This window comes from Wenzhouxiangella sp. XN201 (assembly GCF_011008905.1).
Taxonomy (GTDB): domain Bacteria; phylum Pseudomonadota; class Gammaproteobacteria; order Xanthomonadales; family Wenzhouxiangellaceae; genus Wenzhouxiangella.
In genome coordinates this window covers 540,572-558,162 of the sequence record NZ_JAAIVI010000017.1, presented here as the reverse complement: position 1 = coordinate 558,162, position 17,591 = coordinate 540,572, and the positions used below count along the sequence as shown (strand labels likewise).

Below are 17,591 nucleotides of genomic sequence, written 5' to 3'. Positions count from 1 at the left end.
GCGCGATAATCAGTCGGCCGTCGTTGTTGTCCCGCGCGAAGTTGCCACCGCCAGCCACTCGTCCCAGCGCGGGTCAGTCCCCAGCGGCCGCAGGAACTCCGACGCCAGGGCAAAGCTTATGTACTCGCGCCGCGCCAGGTAGCCCTCTTCCCGTAACCTGTAGCCACGCTGCAGCCATTCGAAGGCCGGATTCGGGAGTCCGGCGAAGGCATACAGTTCGGCGAGACGTAGTTCCGGCAAGTCCATGGAAGCAGCCTGCAGACGTGCCACAACCTCGGCATCCGGCAAAGTACCGTCGATCACTACCCGAGCCATGGCCTCCAACCAGTCGGCTTCCGCCGTATCGCCCAGTTCCCGGGACAGTGCCAGGGCCGCCTGCGGATCGCCTTCCAGCAGGTGGAGCCGACCCAACATGTGGTGCAGGATCTGCTGGACCCGTTCTCCCTGCAGCAGACGTAGGGATTGCTCGATCAGTTCGCGGGCTTCGGCAAACTGGCCGTTCATGATCAGCAAGTTGGCCAGGTTGAAGCGATTGACAGCGGACAGCGGATCGATGGCCAGGGCCTCGCGCATCAGGGACACGGCCTGGTCCAGATCATTCCGCGCCTTGGCCATCCCAGCCAGGTTGCCCAGAATCAGGGCATTGTTGCGGCCCCGAGCCACGGCCTTGTCGAACAACTCCCTGGCGGTATCGACCTCTCCCTTGTAGTAATACCATTGGGCCAGTCGGGAATAAGCCTCCGGGTGTTCCGGGTCCAGCGCGATGGCGCGTTCGGCAGCCGACCGCATTTGCTCCAGGGCTTGTGCTTCCGGCATCTCGCCATGCGCTGCCAGAAGGTAATAGGCACCGGCCAGCCCGGCCCAGGCTTCGACCATATCCGGATCCAGTTCCACGGCTTCCCGGAACAGCGCCTGGGCTTGCAGCAGATCGCCGGTTTCCCTGCGGTGCAGCAGGAAGCGTGCCTCCACGTTGCGGGCATAGGCTCGCGGATCAGTGAGCCGCGGCTCGCGGGCTTCCATGTCGCCGGCCAGGCTGATCTCAAGGGCGCTGGCAACCGATCGGGCAATGTCGTCCTGGATGATGAAAATGTCGCCCAGTTCGCGCTCGAAGGTTTCGGACCAGAGGTGTGAGCTGTTGCCGGCATCAATAAGCTGCGCGGTCACGCGGATGCGGTTACCGGACGATCGTACACTGCCTTCCAGCACGTGGGTCACATTCAGGGTCGACGCCACCGTGGCGATATCCGGGAACTGGCCCTTGAAGGAAAATGACGAGGTTCGGGCTATCACTCGCAATTCAGGCAGGCCGGCCAGCACATTGATCAACTCCTCGGTAATGCCGTCGGCCAGGTAACCCTTGTCGCCGGCGGCACTGAGATCGGCGAAGGGCAATACCACGACGATTGCGTCACGGTCAGCCGGGATCTCGTCACCCGACGGGAGACCGCCATACCAGGGATTAAACCACCATGCGGCGGCCACCGAAAGCAACACCAGGATCATCGCCGCCAGTCTTGTCGGGCGACCACGGGGCTCGTCCAGGTCGTTTTCCGCCAGGGGTTCCGGCTTGACGCGGAGGCGATAGCCACGTCGCGGCAGGGTCTCGATGAGGCGGCGGAAGCGCTGGTCGCCGCCGGCAAGCACCAAGTGCCGCCGGAGCTGGTAGATGCACCGGGAAACCACATCCTCGGTCACCACCCGGTCATGCCAGATCCGGTCCAGCAACTCCGTGCGGGTCACGACACCACCTGCGGCGATGACCAGGGCTTCAAGCACCTGCATGACCTTGGGATCGACGCGCTCACTACCGCCGGGACCAACAATCCGGCCAGTGGCCACATCCACTCGAAGCCCGTCAAGGCGGAACCGACCAACTGGCTCCCCATCTGCAGCGGCATGCGTCGTCTCGTCCATAAACAGGATCCGCATGGTCCCCATCAGAAGAATATCAATGTTCCATCAGGATTGACAATCGCCTGCAGCGCATCAAGGAAACGGAGGGCCCGCACACCGGCCAGGAATACTGAATCCCGTTTGAAATCAGCCCGATATCAGGGCTTCGTCAGGACATTTGGGGCACCGCCCCCTCACAGTGATTCTCCGGGGCAATGACCCCGCTTAGGGACAATCCAGTGCGCACAGTCGACATTCCTGCGCACAGGAATCCCTCTCAAAGCACTCAACGCTACCGGAGGAACCCATGAAGCCACTCAGAATCACATACCTACTCACCGCCATCGCCATCGCCGGCTGGCCGCACCTGGCCGGCGCGGACGCGGTTACCGACTGGAATGCCAATGCCGGGGAAATCGCCAAGGCAGCGGTCATCTCTCCGGCGCAGGATCCATTTCATGAATCGCGCATCTACGCCATGGTGCATATCGCGATCCACGACGCCCTGAACGCCATCGATCGCAGGTCCCGTCCCTATGCATTCGACGGCCATGCGCCCGGTGCCTCGGCCGACGCCGCGGTGGCCGCCGCAGCCCACGGAGTGCTGGTGGCGGAACTGCCCGGCATCCCCGATGTATTCGCCGCTGCAGTTCCCGGCGCGGTGGCACTGGCAGACGCTTACTACGCAGACGCGCTGGCGGCGATACCCGACGGCCCGGCCAAATCCGACGGAATTTCAATCGGACAACAGGCGGCCGATTCGATCGTGGCACTTCGCACCGGAGACGGGGCGGATGCCGAGTTTCTCGACTTCGCCTTCCCCGAGGGCACGGCGCCGGGCGAGTACCGGTTTACCGAGGGTTTGCCGTTCGCCGCGGCACCAGCATGGGGCGATGTCACGCCGTTCGTCCTGAATCATGCCGCCCAGTTCCGGCCACCACCCCCGTACGCGGTCAGTTGTGGACAGCCGTCACCGGACCTGCACTCCGGGCGCTGCGAAAAGTATGCCGAAGATCTGTATGAGGTCCAGGTCCTGGGCGGCAACGATGCCACCGGACACGACCGCACGCCGGATCAGACCGAGATCGCGCTGTTCTGGATCGAAAGCTCCCCGCTGTCTTGGAACCGGCTGGCCAGGGATCTCTCCACGGCTAACGGGCTGGACTCGTGGGAGAACGCGCGCCTGTTCGGTATTCTCAATACCGCCATGGCCGACGGTTACATCGGATCCATGGAAACCAAGTACCACTACCGGTACTGGCGACCGGAAACAGCGATCCGGACGGCGAGCAGTGACGGGAATCCATGGACGGTGGAGGATACGCTCTGGACGCCTCTGACCCCGACACCGCCGATCCCCGACTACGATTCGGCCCATGCCGTGGAGGGCGCGTCTGCCGCGGAGGCCTTTCGCCAGTTCTTCGGCACCGATCTAATGGCCTTCGACGTCTGCAGCCTGAGCCTTCCCGATCCGGATACGCATTGCGGCGGCCCGGCCGAGATCCGGCGCAGTTTCTCCAGCTTTTCCGATGCCGCCCGGGAAAACGGTGAATCGCGAATTCTGGTCGGCTATCACTTCCGCCTGGCGGTAGAAATGGGACTGGAACACGGCCGCAAGATTGGCGCCCGGGCCGCCCAACTCTATTTCAAGCCCTTGAACTGACACCGGGACACACCCAATTCCGGACGCCAGACAGCTCCGTGATTCAACAGCCGGCTGGCACAGCCAGCCGGCGGACCGGAAACCGCCCTACGGCAACTACTGCAGCGCTTCCAGGCACTCCGCTTCTACCAGACTCAGCCATCGCTTGAGACAACCGGCAGGATGAGTCGACTTGGGTGATCTTCATCGTGGTGCAGTCGCACCGTCGCGGTGCGGGCATCGGCTGCGATCTGCTCGTGTACCGGTTTGGCGGCGTTGTAGTGGCGCTGGTTGTCGATGCCGTTGGCCGGCCGGATGAACAGCCGCAGGCGGCTGCCGTCGGCAATCTTGCGCGAGAACCAGTAGAAGCGGTCGAACACCAGCTTCTCGACTTTGCCCGGGCTCATCATGCGGACCTCGCGCGGACCGTCGCGGTGGCGCGCGCGTAGCGTCTGGCCGGCCAGCGCAATGCTGCTGCCGTCGGCGCGGATTTCGTAGAGCGTGGCGTCGATGTCGGTATCGGGCACGTCCATCTCGATAAAGGCTTCCAGTCGGACGTAGCCGCTGATCTCGGTAGCCTCGTCGAATGGCTCGGTGTGGAAGATCAACCCATCGCCGTGGGTCATCACCACCTCGGTCTGGTCGACGATGTAGTCGTCGGCCGTACCGCGCTCGGCCCTGGACGTATCCAGGGGATCGTAGACGTATTCGGAATAATCGCTGCCGGTATCCGGCTCGGGCGCCAGCACGCCAGATTGATAGATATTGTGCTTCGGGCGGTCCGCGCCGAGATTCAGAACGAGCTCGTCATCGGCGACCGCATCCAGCGATGGCGCCGATTTCCACTCGTTGGCGCCGGCGACAAAGTAGGTCACCCGATCAAGCAGGAACTCCGGCCGCTCGCCGTCTTCCATTGTCCAGCGGTACCAGTCGCGGTCGAGCGCGAAGGCATCGAACATCATCTTGTCGCCGAACTCGATGCCGCCAAACGACTGCGCGGGCATGCGCGTGCCGCTGTGGTTCCACGGGCCGAGCAAAAGGTAGTGCTTTTCCTTCGCCGCCTCGCTTCCATGGCGCATGTGTTCGCGGTAGTACTGCATCGCGCCGGGCTGGTCGCCGTCGTAGTAGCCGGTGATCGTCAGGATGGGCAGGTCGAGCCGGGCCAGTTCATCGGCCGACGGGACACGTGCCGCCCAGTAGTCGTCCATGACCGGCCGTGAGATCCACTCGTCGAACGTCTCGCTCGGCATGCCGACAAGCACGTCGAGTTCCTCGAACGCCAGGCCGGACTGGTGATACTCGAGGAACTTGCGCTCCCAGAAAGCGTTATCACCGAACGTGCGGCCCTGCGGCGTCACGCCGGCCGTGAGCGTCAGCCAGCGGATAACGTACGGGTACTGCACGTTGTCGTTCATCGGAAAATCGACGCCGTGATACGGCGAGGCAATCGGCACGATCGTATCGAGATTCTCGGGAAAATAGCGCGCCGTGACCCACTGGTTGTAGCCACCGTAAGAGCCGCCGCGCATACCGATCTTGCCGTTCGACCAGGGCTGTTCGGCAATCCACTGCACGATATCGTGGCCGTCGCGGCCGTCTTCGAGATCCAGCGGCTTGAACGACCCTTCACTGTTGCCCCGCCCGCGTGTGTCGACGATCAGGAACGCAAAGCCGTGCCGGGCGAAATACTGCGCATCGGGGTGATAGCGATCGCTGATATACGGCGTGATCGTCACTATCGTCGTCAACGGCCCGTCATCATCGAGCGAATAGCCGTCGGGCCGGTACAGCGTGCCATTGAGCACGGTGTCGTCGCGCACCGGAATCTCCACGCCCCAGGTGAAGTCGACATCTGTGTCAGCGCGGCCGACATCGTCGGGGGATTCGGCGACCGCCGTCGCGGAAAACATGACGCACAACGTGATTGCAAGCAAGTTCTTCATCGACAAGGTCCGTGACAACTGCGCCGAGCATAGCAGGACGACAGCAATTTCCTGCAATTCGCGGTTGTCCTGGTTTCCCTTGTCCGCTGCTGTTAGCGATAATCAGGCGGCGATGAGACGTTTAACACAGTCATATGCGCGGACTTGGTTGGGCCTGATGGTAGCCCTTGGTCTGGTCGCCTGCGCTGCCAATGGCCCGCCCGAAGCCGCTCCGGATGGTTTCGTGTTCGAGTCGTTCCAGGCCGATGGCAAGGCTGAAAGCGTCGTCGTTCTGGCGCCGGGATGTGGCGGGGTTTCGGACAAGGACCATACCCAACCGATGCGTCCGCTCGCCCGACGACTGTCGGCTCACGGGCATCACGTCGTGATCGCCGACTATGAAAGCGCCTATGGCATGAAGCGAACCTGCCATGGTGGTGCGCGTCTGGAGGATGTTGCAGATGCAATCGCGCTGGCCGCTGATCAGGGCCGCGTGGCCGCCGGACTTTCAGACCCGATCGCCCTCGTTGGCTGGTCGCTCGGCGGCTCGGGCGTGTTCCTGGCGGGCGACCGGGCCGGAGCCGATCGTGTCGTGGCGCTGTATCCGGACTGCACGCCCTTTGCATCCCTGTCGGTCCACATCGACTATCTCGTCCTGGCGGGTGCCGAGGACCGGCTGACGCCGCTTTCGGAGTGCGCGGGCATACGGGCGCGCAGCGAAGCAAACGGCGCGGAGTGGGTGATCTATCCGGAGACCTACCACGGCTTTGACTACAAGGCGTTTCGCGGCGGTCTCTCGGGACAGCGCAACGCCTCTCGCGACAGTTTTGTTGCCGTGAAATACGATGCCGAAGTGGCTGAAGATGCCCACCGGCGCATTCTCGATTTCCTGGACAGGGACGACACGGCCGACTAAGCGGGAGATTGCTCTGGAAACCGACGTCCTCATACTCTGATTTGCTCTTGATGCGCTATCTGGACCAGGCCTGAGGGCACATCGCTCACCGATTTGCGGCCAGACTGGTGCGGATTCGTTCTCTCACTTCCTCAAGCACCGCGAGCATATCCGCGGCGGTGGTGCCGGGATGGTTGTTGAACAACGCGAAGGGATTGCTGGCACGCCGATTGCGGGCCGGCAAGCGCTCGGTGATCGTAAAGACCACATCCAAAATTGCGGGCGGGACATTCCTGGAGCCCATCGGGGTCCGGCCTGTCACCTCCTTCGCCGCCTGTGCCCCGGCGCAGCGGAGGCTGTAGCGGTCGGCCTGCGTGGGGCAGGCACCGGGCACATCCCGTGGGTTCCAGGCATCGGGTGCAGAGAGTATCTCGATCGTCCGCTCGACAATGCGCAGATCGTCCTCGTTATACACCAGGCCGGGCCGCAGGCAGTCGTCACCACAATCGACCGAGGCCACCGACTCGCCCGCCACGATCGCAGCTACCCAGTCGCGAAGGCGATGGCCGTTCGATCGATAGTGGTAGAACAGATCCTGGTTCAGAACTGTGTGTCGAAACCCGCCGACCGTGAAGGACCGGAACTCCGGCACGTGCTCGCGGATGATCCGACGGTTGGCCCGAAGGCGCCGGAGAACGTCGAGGTCCTCGGCATCGGCAAGCTCCAGATAGAAGCGCTGTGTGGCGTCATGCGCATGGTCGAACTGGTAGAGCCGGAGGTTGGGCGCGGTGTGCGCGGCGTGGATGTAGACCGGGTTCATTCCCATATCGCCCTCGAAACGCTCCCACCCGCTGTGGCGACGCAGGACCTCGGGAACACCCCACTGGCCCGGATCAGCGCCGGGGATCTCCTCGCCGAAGCTCCCGAGTCCGTCACCGAGACCGACGACACGAGCCGACGGGTAATGCTGCGCCAGCAAACTGGCGTAGAACGGCGTTCCCAGCGCACCATCACTCTTACCCGCGACGAAGATCTCCCGCGGTGACTCAAAATTCGAGCGGATCCAGTCCATGGCGGCCATGGTGTTCGTCACCCCGCGGTGGTGGATCGTGAACTGCCGTGCTTCGCCGGACTCTGACTCCAGCGTGTAGGTCACGTCGCGGTCACCCAGGCGCCCATCCCCAGTGCATACCGGCACCGCCACCATCGAGTAGCCGGCAACGGGATTGTCCGGATGCTCCAGATCGAAAATCCCGCTCATCCCAGCCGGATCGCGCTTCGGTTCGACCGTCGAGGCGTACCTGAGAGCCTCCTGCTCGGGATCACACGTCCTGGCATCCCAGCACCCGCCTCCGGCATGCAGGTAAACCATCAGGCGATCAGGATCGGCCACGCGTGTGAAGAAGTGAAAGTCGTCCCCGTGAGCACAGGTGGTCTCGCCACCAGGGTGAAGCGTGTTCCAGCCGTCCTCGAGTTCGGAAAAATCGGGGAGCGCAGCATTCACCGGGCTGCTGTTCTCCTGAGCCTTAACCTGGACCGAATGCACCGAAGAATGAAAGTGTACGATTTTCCATTCGTCATTCGTCTTCTGCCAGACCTTGGTGACCACTTCCCTCTTGAATGAACGCGGGTCATCATCGGAGGGTTGGAAATCGATAGTCCTGATAAAATAGACAGCATCTTCCGCGAGCACGTGAAAGGCATCGTTGATCTCCGGCGAGCCAGACTTTTGCCCGAACGGTCGGGGGAGATTCCTGCAGAACTCCAGACCCTCCATCAAGTTAACTCGTCTTCCCCCCAGATAACGGGTGGCTTCGTCGCTGAAGAACGAAGCGACCTTATCGCAATCGCCTTCGATAAACGCCTTTTGCTCCTGTCGATGCTGTTCCTCGACTTCGGCCCGAACGGCCGCTTCGACTTCATCCGTTAGCGAATGTGCATGGCTCAGCGTCGGAACTGTGCCTACTACCAGAACGCATAATAGAACTGAGCATCTCATCATTGGTAATCCTATTTAGGGGCTTGCATTTCGTCATGGGCTCCGCTCTACCAATCATCTCACCCGATCGGCTGATCGACGGCCTGTTGCCAATTAAATCGGAATTCAGAGCAATTTACTGCCATCGATGTATCTCCACGCCAGTATGGATTTGGCGCAGATTGAAAAGGTATTGGCTTCCCCAACGCCCTCTCGGATCCTCAGAGAGACAATGAACGGCTGATCCTCGATCCGGATTCCATCCATAGATCTTGCTGACGACCAAGAACAAAAACCAGGCCACCCACGATTTGTACAGAAACAGCCGCGGCCCTGGTAGCAAGCCCCCGATCGGGCCTTCCGGTTGACCGGAACGTGCCGGGCGCCAGCCCATGCCCGAATACGGTCTCAGGCGCCCCCCGGAATGCTCGACATGCCAAATCGCGACCAATTCGGCCCCATTTTCAGCAGATTCTGAAGTCCAGCTGGGCACGAGGGGGCAGATACCGCCAGCAAAATTGTGGGTCTTCTGATTTTTGTACCCACAAAGTCAGTCGGCTATGATGTGACGCTATTCACGTTTTAAAATCTCACACGTGACAGGCAGGTCAGGGAGACCGAATCAATGAAGAACATGAACGCACTGGCGCTGGCCTTGGGTTGCCTATTATCAACAGCAGCGCCGGCACAGGACGAAGCAAGCGACCGGGCGGCCATTCTCGAATTGATCGACCAGGCATTTGCTGCGGTCGCCTCCGGCGATACGGACGACTGGCGTGCGATTCAGCTTGCTGAAGGGACCACGCTGTCGTTCCGCCCGGATGGCGAGCGGCCTCACTGCGGCGTGGATTCGATCGACGTGGTCAAGGTCGACGGTGTGTGGAAACTCGCCAACTTCATGTGGACGGTCGAGCCGGACGAGTCTCCCGACACGCCGCCTCTCGCGCAAGATGTCAGCGACGACTGATGCTGTTGCGCCGCCTCGCCACCGCCATCCGCCGCCAGGACTGGTTCATCGTCGTCATCGAATTCGTGATCGTGGTCGCCGGGATCTTCGTGGGCCTCCAGGTGACCGAGTGGAACGAACAACGCCAGTTGCGCGAGCGCGAATTGAATTACCTGGTGCGGCTGGCCGAGGACGTAGGCGCCATGCGCACCGAGATCGCTGAAATCCAGGAGCGCGCGAAAGGCCTCCCTGATAATGCTTTGCGCGCGTTCCGGGCGCTGGAAGCCTGCGACGCCGCGCTGGCCGAGCCGAACGATTTCCGGCTGACCTTCGCCTTCTACCAAAACCAGCGTACCGCGGTGCTGGTCGAGCGCACTTACGAAGAGATGCTTGCCTCCGGGGCACTGGCGGCAATGGCAGATCGACAACTTAGCAGTGCCATTGCCGGCATGTTCAGCGGGCTGCGCAACTACAAGCACTTCGTTACCGAAGTCCGGGTTTCACTGCCGGTGATTGACCAGGTGCTGTGGCGCCACCTTGATCTCTCCTACGATGAAGAAGGCGTGCCGACCCTCAGAAACTTCGATTTCGATGCGGCCTGTGCCAACCGGGAACTGCGCAACGCCGCCTGGGAAATCTACGACCTGTTCTGGGACTGGCAGCGCGCGACCGTACATGTCGCCGATCAACTGGACAGTTTCAGCATTCGCCTTGATGATCATCTGGCCGCACGCGGCGTTGCTGACGTGCGTTCCTGACGCTCAGACGACTCTGCCTATTCTGATTCAGCCAGGAAAATCGTGGGTATCTTGAACTTCCTGCTTTCTTGTCGTTAATAGGAAACCGGATTCTTGATGAAACGCCACAGTATCTTGCAGGCAATCGTCCAGCTTCGTGCGCGACGTTCGACCTGTCTCGATATCCGATCGATCGCGCTTCGATCATACAGATTCCCTCCCTGAATCACGGACTCGATCTTCCAGGTATTGCGAATATCTTCCAGTGGATTGGCGTTGAGCAAAACAAGATCCGCTCTCTTTCCAACTTCCACGGTGCCGTAATCAGCTTCAAGACCAAAGTATCGAGCAGGTTCCAGCGTCGCGGCGTGCAAGGCATCGGCCGGTGACAGACCCGCCCGCACCAGCTGCTCCATTTCCCGGTGCACATCGGCACCGGCGACGATGTAATCCGTTCCCACGAGCACCTTGACACCGGCGCGATGAGCGGCAGCCGTCAACTCCAGCCCTTTTTCGTAAAACTCCTGATAGGTCGCCCTCGCCTCAGACGATGGGTCCTGTGCGAGTGTCGCATTCACATCCTCCATCCACTGCCATTTCATCAATGGGTGCAGGTATCGCAAGAGTGGATCGTCACGAACAGCAGGCGCGTCTGCATAGGCATCCACCCAACGTGTCAGGTGTGTCGGGACATACCATGTCCCTTCGCGCTTCATTACCTCAAAAATGGCTTGTGCCATTCCTGGATCATGCTCATCGAGCATAAGCCGCCGGTTCTCGCGCCACTCCGGCGTACCCGCCAGCGTCCGAAGCTTTTCACTTCCGCTGAATGACTCATGGAGCATGAACCGAGCATGTTCAATGCTCTTCTGGTGCACCGCCGCTTCAATCGCGCTGACTGCATGCGGACGGTGCCCGACCACATCCAGACCAAGCTCCCGCGCCTCATCCACGAGTGCTAAGTAAGCGTCACGCGGAATTCGATCATAAACCTTGATCGCGTCCACACGGTCTGAAAAGTGCCGGACGAACGCCCGGGCCTGCTGCGGTGTGGCTGTTCCATAAAAATCCGGCAGTCCCTTCATCCGCGCAAGCATTCCGGGCCCATTGGCCATGAAACTTGTAGAAGCCATGATTCGGGGCCCGACCCGCTCGCCCTGTTCCACTTCGCGGCTCCATCGGCGTTTATCCTCGGGGCACGCAATGAACGGATCCTTAGGCTGCGGACAGCCCTGCATGTCGCGGACGTTTGTCACGCCGTATGCAGTGTAGAGGGGCATATCCAGCAGGGGTGAGACTGCATATACATGGACGTGCATGTCCCAGAGAGCTGGAATCAGGAATCGATCCGTCCCATCGAGATCAAGGTCAACTGACGGAACCTGGGTATCTGATGTATTGCCGACCGCCACAATTCGACCGCCTTCAACCAAGACGGTCTGCCCGGGTATCAAGGTCCCGTTCTGTATATCGACAATCGTGACATTGCTCAGCGCCAATCGCTCAAGACCCGGCGCGGGCTTGACCGAATCGAGAGGCCACAGCACGCCAACCGCAAATGCCACCAGAACACTCGCTACGACAATGGCGAGAGTGGCTATAACGCGCTTCAGATACCTTGCTTTCAACTGAACTCTCCAGTTTCGATGCACGCGTCGTGCACCAAAACATGGATCATACAAGGTTCACTCATTACGCGGCTGGACAGCCTGCACCCCGCCGACGCAGGTCGTTTGAACTACGGGCGCGCGTAGACTATCTCCCCGGATTTCGCCACCACGACCACCTTCTCCAGCACGGTCGGGTCCGTTGTCGGGTCGCCATCGACGATGATGAAATCGGCGAACTTGCCGGCCTCGAGCGTGCCAAGCTTGTTGCCCAGCCCCATATATTCTGCTGCCTGCCCGGTAGCGGCCCGAAGGATTTCGACGGCCGAGAGGCCATTTTCCCCGAGCAGCGCTACTTCTCTGTGGAACGCCTCACCCGGAGATAAATGGGGCGAATCGGTCCCAAGAACGATGAGACGAGGGTCCGCCTCTGCGATCCGGGCGAGCGTAGTGTGCATTCCCTCAAGCAATCCTTGCATAACCTGCGAAGTCTCATGGTCGCCCTGGGCGGCGGTGATCTCGGCAAAGCTATCGAAGATGGTCAGCGTCGTTGCCACCGACACGCCCTTTGCCTGCATGAGTTCGACAAGCCGCTCGACGTCCCCGGACTCCGACGAAGCGGCGGGAATGTGCACGAGACCGTCAAGGCCGGCCTCAATGGCATCGATGGCCTTGGCCGGCTGCTGGATGTGTGCGTACGCCCGCAGGTCCTGACCGTGGGCGGCGTCCACAATGGCACGCATCACTTCGGGCTCGAGCACACCACCCTCGCTTTCTTCCGCTGCCTCGTAAACAAACTTGATGAGGTCGACGCCCTCACGATCGACCCTGGCGACACCCGCACTGGCTTCCTGTGGCGTGGCCACTTCCACGGCGAGGTGCTCGCGGCACCACGGGTTCGGGCCGCCCTTGTCCAGGAAGCCGCAGAACGTAAAGACAGGGTGACCATCGGGCGCCGTGAACAATCGCCCAGCGGTGTAAATACGAGGTCCGAGGAGGCCACCCTCACGCACGCGATCACGCACCCCCGCAACGAAGGGCCAATAGTCTCCCGGTGACATCACCGTCGTGATACCCGCCTCGATGTAGTCACGCAGGCGTTCCGGCAAGCGTTCCTCGACATACTCAGCCATCGCAGCATCACTGCGCGGCTGCTCGAAGAGATTCTCCATCATCAGGTGCACGTGCGTATCAATGAGCCCGGGCATTACGGTGCCACCCGCCGCATCGATCCGGCTTGCCCCCGGCGCATCGATTGTTCCCTCGGCAACGGTCACGATGCGGTCCCCGGCCACCGCAATCGATCCACTCTCCAGAACAGTAACGTCACCAACAAATACTCGGGCATTCTCCACCACAAGCGTGGGCTCTGACGCAGAGGTGGCAAGGGGAATCTGCAGGAAGGCCAAGAGCAGCAGGGCGCTAATTCTAGGCATGACAGACCCCATTATCGGGTTGAAATGGTATGTGAATCCGCCAGCTAATGGCGCATCCTTACAGCAATCTAGCAGTGCTGACCGGATTCCTCAACTGAGCGGGAGAAATCCAGGACACCCATTAATCTGTGCAAATCGTGGATGCCCTGGTTTTCGGGTTCTCAATCGGACCCCCCGGGCGTGAGGATTTCGTCACCGCTAGTCCACCCAGGCGGCATGGCGTTCCACAACTTTTTCTGATTGTCGAGAATCATGCGCTGGTTGGCCAGTACCATCCGCTGGTTTTCAACCATCGTGCAGTAACGCAGCTTGTTGGACCCTGCCGTGGCGATTCTTCCCACGCCATCGCCAAGCCCGGAGAAAAGCGCTCCCCACTGCTTACGCGAATTCTGCTTCACGAGGATGCCGGGGTATCCATGTACCCCGGCCTTACCTTCCAGATGGGTCTCGCCCAACCCATCGAGGGTTTTGCCGAGCAAGGTCAACACAACACCAGCGCCAGTCGTGACCACGACGGCGTTCTGACTGAACGCCGGATCATCCAGCAGAATGTCACAACTACTCGGTGCGTCGAACTGCACGGATTGCTCCGCTGGCGCCAATGCCAGGGCGAGAAAGTCGAGGTGGAGCGCCAGTTCGGACAACATGTCCGAAAAACCCGACTCCATGATCGGAAGGTGACCGTCGAGCACCCGGTAGAGTGGAAAGAGCGCCCGGCCCGGAGCCTGCTGAACCAGTGATCTCAAGCGGCCGAAGTCGGCTTCGACATCCAGGTTGGCCGCCCGCAGCAGAGCGTTGTTGGACAGGGCGAAATCGTCGATCACGCCGAGCATCTCGCCGCGAAACTGCCCGCAGGGCGAGTTCGAATCGCAGTCATTGCCCAGGAACTCACCGCGACCTTCGTTCATTTCGTCGACGCGGCTCTTCAGATCGCCGACCGCCTCTTCGATGGTGTCCTGCAGGTTGAGGATCTTGGTACGGGCGTTCTGGACCCGGGTTGCCACGGTGCCCGCGTCGGTGGCGGCGTTGGCGGCACGGGAAGCAGCGTTCTCCGCATCGGAAAGCACCTTCTGGATATCGCTGTTCCACCACAAAAGCTGGAAGTCATCATCGTCCGCGCCGGCAATGCCGGAATGGACAAGGGCACAAAGGAGTAGAACGACAAGTGGCAGTCTGGAACGGGCTCGATGGATGTGTTCGTGCATGCCGGGACCTCCTCACAGTCCGAAACTGGAGCAAATAATCCGCTCATGCCGAAAATTGAATCCCAGGAGGGACCATCAACCCCGAACTGATTATGTGACGTGCATCACACTAATGTCAAATATCCTTCCGGCTCGGATTACGTGATCGCGGCTTGCGTAGCAGCGGCACCCCCACCCAGTCGGATCAGCCAGGAGAATCATGGGTGTCCTGGTTCTCGCCCTGGCCTGTGAGCCTGGCACCGAGCGTAATGATCGCCACGACAATAGCGCCGATCACGACGCCGAGAAGTCCGTCGAGCAACAGTCGCGTGACCGGCTCTAGCGGCCCGGTCACTGCCGCCCAGCCCTTGAAGAGGTGCTCGACCCAGGGGATGTTGTGCGAGAAAATGCCGCCGCCGACCAGAAACATTGCGAGGGTGCCCACGATCCCAAGGCCCTTCATCACTACCGGAGAGGCGCCGATAAGCCACTCTCCAAAACGGCCGATCCAGCCACCGCGTTTCGACAGTTTGATACCCAGGTCGTCGATCTTGACGATGCCGGCGACAAGTCCGTATACGACTACGACTACGAGCGCGCCGATGGCGACAAGTACGCCGAGCTGCACGCCCAGCGTGGCCGTGGCAACCGAGCCCAACGCGATGACGATGATCTCGGCCGACAGGATGAAGTCAGTACGAATTGCACCCTTGATCTTTTTCTTCTCGAAAGCGACCAGGTCGACCTTGGGATCTCTAAACGCCTTTTTCAGCTGCTCCTTCTCCTGCTTGTCGGCTTCGCTGTGGAAGAGCTTTTGGTGGACCTTGTGGGCACCCTCGTAGCATAAAAAGGCACCGCCGATCATCAACAGCGGCACGATCGCCCATGGGATGAACGCGCTGATCAGCAGCGCGGCCGGGATCAGGATGATCTTGTTGAGAGTCGCGCCCTTGGCAACTGCCCAGATGACAGACAGTTCGCGCTTGGCGGAGATGCCCGTGACCTGCTCGGCATTGACCGCCAGGTCGTCCGCAACCAGCGTCGCGGTCTTCTTGGCGGCGACCTTGGTCATCACGGAGACGTCATCGAGCAAGGTGGCGATGTCGTCGAGAAGACTGAGTAAGCTGGCTCCGGCCATGCCATGTCCCGTTCGGCGATTGTGGACAATCAGTCTGTCACAGTCGGGGCGGCTTGTGGCTCGTTCTGACCGGCGGACCGCTCGACACGCCAAGTCGCGGCCCTTCCGACCCCATTTTCAGCGGATTCAGATTTGCAACCGACCCCGGCGAGGCTAATTCAGCCGGGGAAATCATGGGCATCCTGGTTTACTCTCACACTTTTGACCGGGAGACGAAAATGAGGATCACCGTATTTTGGATGTTCGTCCTGGTTTTCTACGTCGGGACACCTTCGACGGCAGCCCCCGAAACTGCGCCGGGAACGGACGAGGCAGCTCTGCTCGCATCGCCCGAAGAAGTCTACTTCGAAAGCGAAGACCTTACGCTTTCAGGGCTGCTGTTCAGGCCGTCGTCGGTTGGTCCGTATCCGGCGGTTGTATTCATCCGCGGGTCGGGCCCGTCCAGTCGTGACAGTTATTGGGCAAGGGCCTTCGCCGAAGTCTTTCTTCGCCACAACATTGCCGTTCTATTGCCAGACAAGCGTGGATCGGACAAGTCCGAGGGCGATTGGCGGCACGCCGATTTCGAAGAACTGGCCGGCGACACGATTGCGGCCGTTGAATTCCTGAAGGCGCAACCTGGAATGCGCACGGACGCGGTCGGCATTGCCGGCCTCAGCCAGGGCGGCAAGATCGCACCGATCGCGGCGGCCGGGAGTGACGACATCGCCTTCGTGATCAACATCGTCGGCGCCGCCACAAGCCTCGTGGAGCAGGTTTCCTGGGAGATGTTTCATACCTTCCGGGAGGCGGGCGTGAGTGGCGTTGAGCTTCAGAAAGCGCTCGAGCTTCAGGTACTGGCCGAAAAGTATCTGCGTGGAGAAATCGACTGGGCGCGATTCGAGGCGGCGCTGTCGCGAGGGCTGGAAAGCCCCTGGCGGCCCGTAGCCGAGGGGTTCCCGCAGACCGAGGACGCCTGGCAATGGACGTTCTTCCGTGGCGTCGGCGACTACGATCCACTTCCGTTCTGGCGAGCCGTGAAACAACCGGTGCTGGTCATCTATGGGGAGGAAGACCGAAATGCGCCGGCTGTGCGCAGCACCTACCGCCTCCTTCGCGTATTCCTGGAGGAAGAGCACCCGGACGCCTCGGTGCACGTGATCGCCGGTGCCGGTCACGCGCTGTGGAACCCAGAGACGACGGATACACACATGCCGAAGCTTCATCCAGAAGTTCTGGAGACCTTGAACAGCTGGATCGGCAGCAGGTTGAGATAGTCAGCTATCTCGCCTGAATGACTGGCATCCGGATAGTCGAGCTGTCAGAAAAACCAAGGCTCCCTTGATGTTCAGGAAATTTCCTGCAAATCGTGGGTGTCCTGGTTTCTTCAAGTGGGCCGCACATAACAAAACCCCGGCCTTCTGGAACCGGGGTTTGTCCGCGAATAATTTGAGATTGGAGCGCTAGCGCTGGTCTCCTGATGCTCGGCAAACCTGACTGCTCGAAGAGCTTTCAAACTTGTCGCCAGATCTCAATGGAGAGAGCCTTCTAGCACCGCTTCACCCTTGTGAGGCTTTCGCGTGGGATACAGATTTACGCCTGTTGCGCATGCCTGTCAAGACTTTTCGATAAAAAAGTGACAAGAAATTTCATAACAATCATGTTCTTGCGGGCTTATTGCATTTTTGCAAAAACCCCGTGAACAAGATTTCATATCTAATTGATTGAACACCGAGTCAATCCCACCATACGCCGATACTCAGTGATCCCAAGCCTCTATCGGAGTCGTGTGATCACCAGGTGGGCTGATACAGGTTCTACTCCTCCAGCGAGAGGAGTGATCGTTAGCGCTGCGGGTGAACCAGCAGGATTCTGTACAGAGAGTATCGAGTCAACTGCTGTCGTCTCCACAAGAGCAATTCCTGCAATCTGAGAAGTACCCGTCGCACGGCCGACCACGGTATAGGCAAGCTCCGTCCCATTGAGTGTGAGCGTGAGCTGACCGGACTCGTCCACGCTGACTTGAAACATGACCTGGTAGGTGCCGATATCGGCCAGACCAGGGCGAGGATGATGCCGACCGAACGTAGCGCACGATTGAGCCGCGGCGGTTCGCTATCGGCCGGATCAGTAAGATGTGGTTTCGTGTTCATGAGAACTCCTCCAAATTCGAGAAGCCGGACTCAAGTGCACACGACAATCCAAAAAGCGCAAACACTCGAACTCTTGAGTGT

12 protein-coding genes are annotated in these 17,591 nt (G+C 60.4%); 5 read left to right on the top strand and 7 right to left on the bottom strand.

Annotated elements, in window-relative coordinates; translation table 11 throughout:
* Positions 1–9 precede the first annotated feature (9 nt).
* Positions 10–1,929: a tetratricopeptide repeat protein gene (locus tag G4Y73_RS02990; RefSeq protein WP_164229216.1), complete on the bottom strand. Its 1,920-nt coding sequence runs from the start codon at positions 1,927–1,929 to the stop codon at positions 10–12.
* A 271-nt stretch (positions 1,930–2,200) separates the two neighbouring features.
* On the opposite strand from G4Y73_RS02990, the gene G4Y73_RS02985 reads away from it, so the two are divergent.
* A complete protein-coding gene (locus G4Y73_RS02985) occupies positions 2,201–3,556 on the top strand; it encodes a vanadium-dependent haloperoxidase (protein WP_164229213.1) in 1,356 nt (451 codons plus the stop codon).
* A 134-nt stretch (positions 3,557–3,690) separates the two neighbouring features.
* Here the strand turns inward: G4Y73_RS02985 and G4Y73_RS02980 are convergent, their stop codons facing one another.
* Positions 3,691–5,478 (bottom strand): CocE/NonD family hydrolase, encoded by a 1,788-nt coding sequence (locus G4Y73_RS02980; protein ID WP_164229210.1) that lies wholly within the window; start codon positions 5,476–5,478, stop codon positions 3,691–3,693.
* On the opposite strand from G4Y73_RS02980, the gene G4Y73_RS02975 reads away from it, so the two are divergent.
* Positions 5,444–6,373: a dienelactone hydrolase family protein gene (locus tag G4Y73_RS02975; RefSeq protein ID WP_164229208.1), complete on the top strand. Its 930-nt coding sequence runs from the start codon at positions 5,444–5,446 to the stop codon at positions 6,371–6,373. The two genes, G4Y73_RS02980 and G4Y73_RS02975, sit on opposite strands and share 35 nt — an antisense overlap.
* Positions 6,374–6,458: 85 nt before the next feature.
* Here the strand turns inward: G4Y73_RS02975 and G4Y73_RS02970 are convergent, their stop codons facing one another.
* Positions 6,459–8,354, bottom strand: coding sequence for a pectin acetylesterase-family hydrolase (locus G4Y73_RS02970; RefSeq protein ID WP_164229205.1), 1,896 nt, complete (start codon positions 8,352–8,354; stop codon positions 6,459–6,461).
* A 601-nt stretch (positions 8,355–8,955) separates the two neighbouring features.
* Between G4Y73_RS02970 and G4Y73_RS02965 the strand changes: the two genes are divergently transcribed.
* Together G4Y73_RS02965 and G4Y73_RS02960 are read left to right on the top strand one after the other, a co-directional pair.
* Positions 8,956–9,297, top strand: a complete 342-nt coding sequence (locus tag G4Y73_RS02965; protein ID WP_164229203.1) for a hypothetical protein — start codon at positions 8,956–8,958, stop codon at positions 9,295–9,297.
* A complete protein-coding gene (locus tag G4Y73_RS02960) occupies positions 9,297–10,034 on the top strand; it encodes a hypothetical protein (RefSeq protein ID WP_164229200.1) in 738 nt (245 codons plus the stop codon). Before G4Y73_RS02965 ends, G4Y73_RS02960 begins: the two co-directional genes overlap by 1 nt.
* A 74-nt stretch (positions 10,035–10,108) precedes the next feature.
* Here the strand turns inward: G4Y73_RS02960 and G4Y73_RS02955 are convergent, their stop codons facing one another.
* The 4 genes from G4Y73_RS02955 to G4Y73_RS02940 all read right to left on the bottom strand — a co-directional run bounded on the left by G4Y73_RS02955 (position 10,109) and on the right by G4Y73_RS02940 (position 15,378).
* Entirely contained in the window at positions 10,109–11,695 is a 1,587-nt protein-coding gene (locus G4Y73_RS02955) for an amidohydrolase family protein (protein WP_205596459.1), read from the bottom strand.
* Positions 11,696–11,751: 56 nt separating this feature from the next.
* Positions 11,752–13,056, bottom strand: a complete 1,305-nt coding sequence (locus G4Y73_RS02950) for an amidohydrolase family protein (RefSeq protein WP_164229198.1) — start codon at positions 13,054–13,056, stop codon at positions 11,752–11,754.
* Between the two features lie 161 nt (positions 13,057–13,217).
* Entirely contained in the window at positions 13,218–14,261 is a 1,044-nt protein-coding gene (locus G4Y73_RS02945; protein ID WP_164229196.1) for a hypothetical protein, read from the bottom strand.
* 184 nt (positions 14,262–14,445) lie between these two features.
* Positions 14,446–15,378 (bottom strand): DUF808 domain-containing protein, encoded by a 933-nt coding sequence (locus tag G4Y73_RS02940; RefSeq protein WP_164229194.1) that lies wholly within the window; start codon positions 15,376–15,378, stop codon positions 14,446–14,448.
* Between the two features lie 218 nt (positions 15,379–15,596).
* On the opposite strand from G4Y73_RS02940, the gene G4Y73_RS02935 reads away from it, so the two are divergent.
* The gene (locus G4Y73_RS02935) at positions 15,597–16,634 is read left to right on the top strand and encodes an alpha/beta fold hydrolase (RefSeq protein WP_164229191.1); all 1,038 of its coding nucleotides are present in this window, start codon (positions 15,597–15,599) and stop codon (positions 16,632–16,634) included.
* The last annotated feature ends 957 nt before the right edge of the window (positions 16,635–17,591 follow it).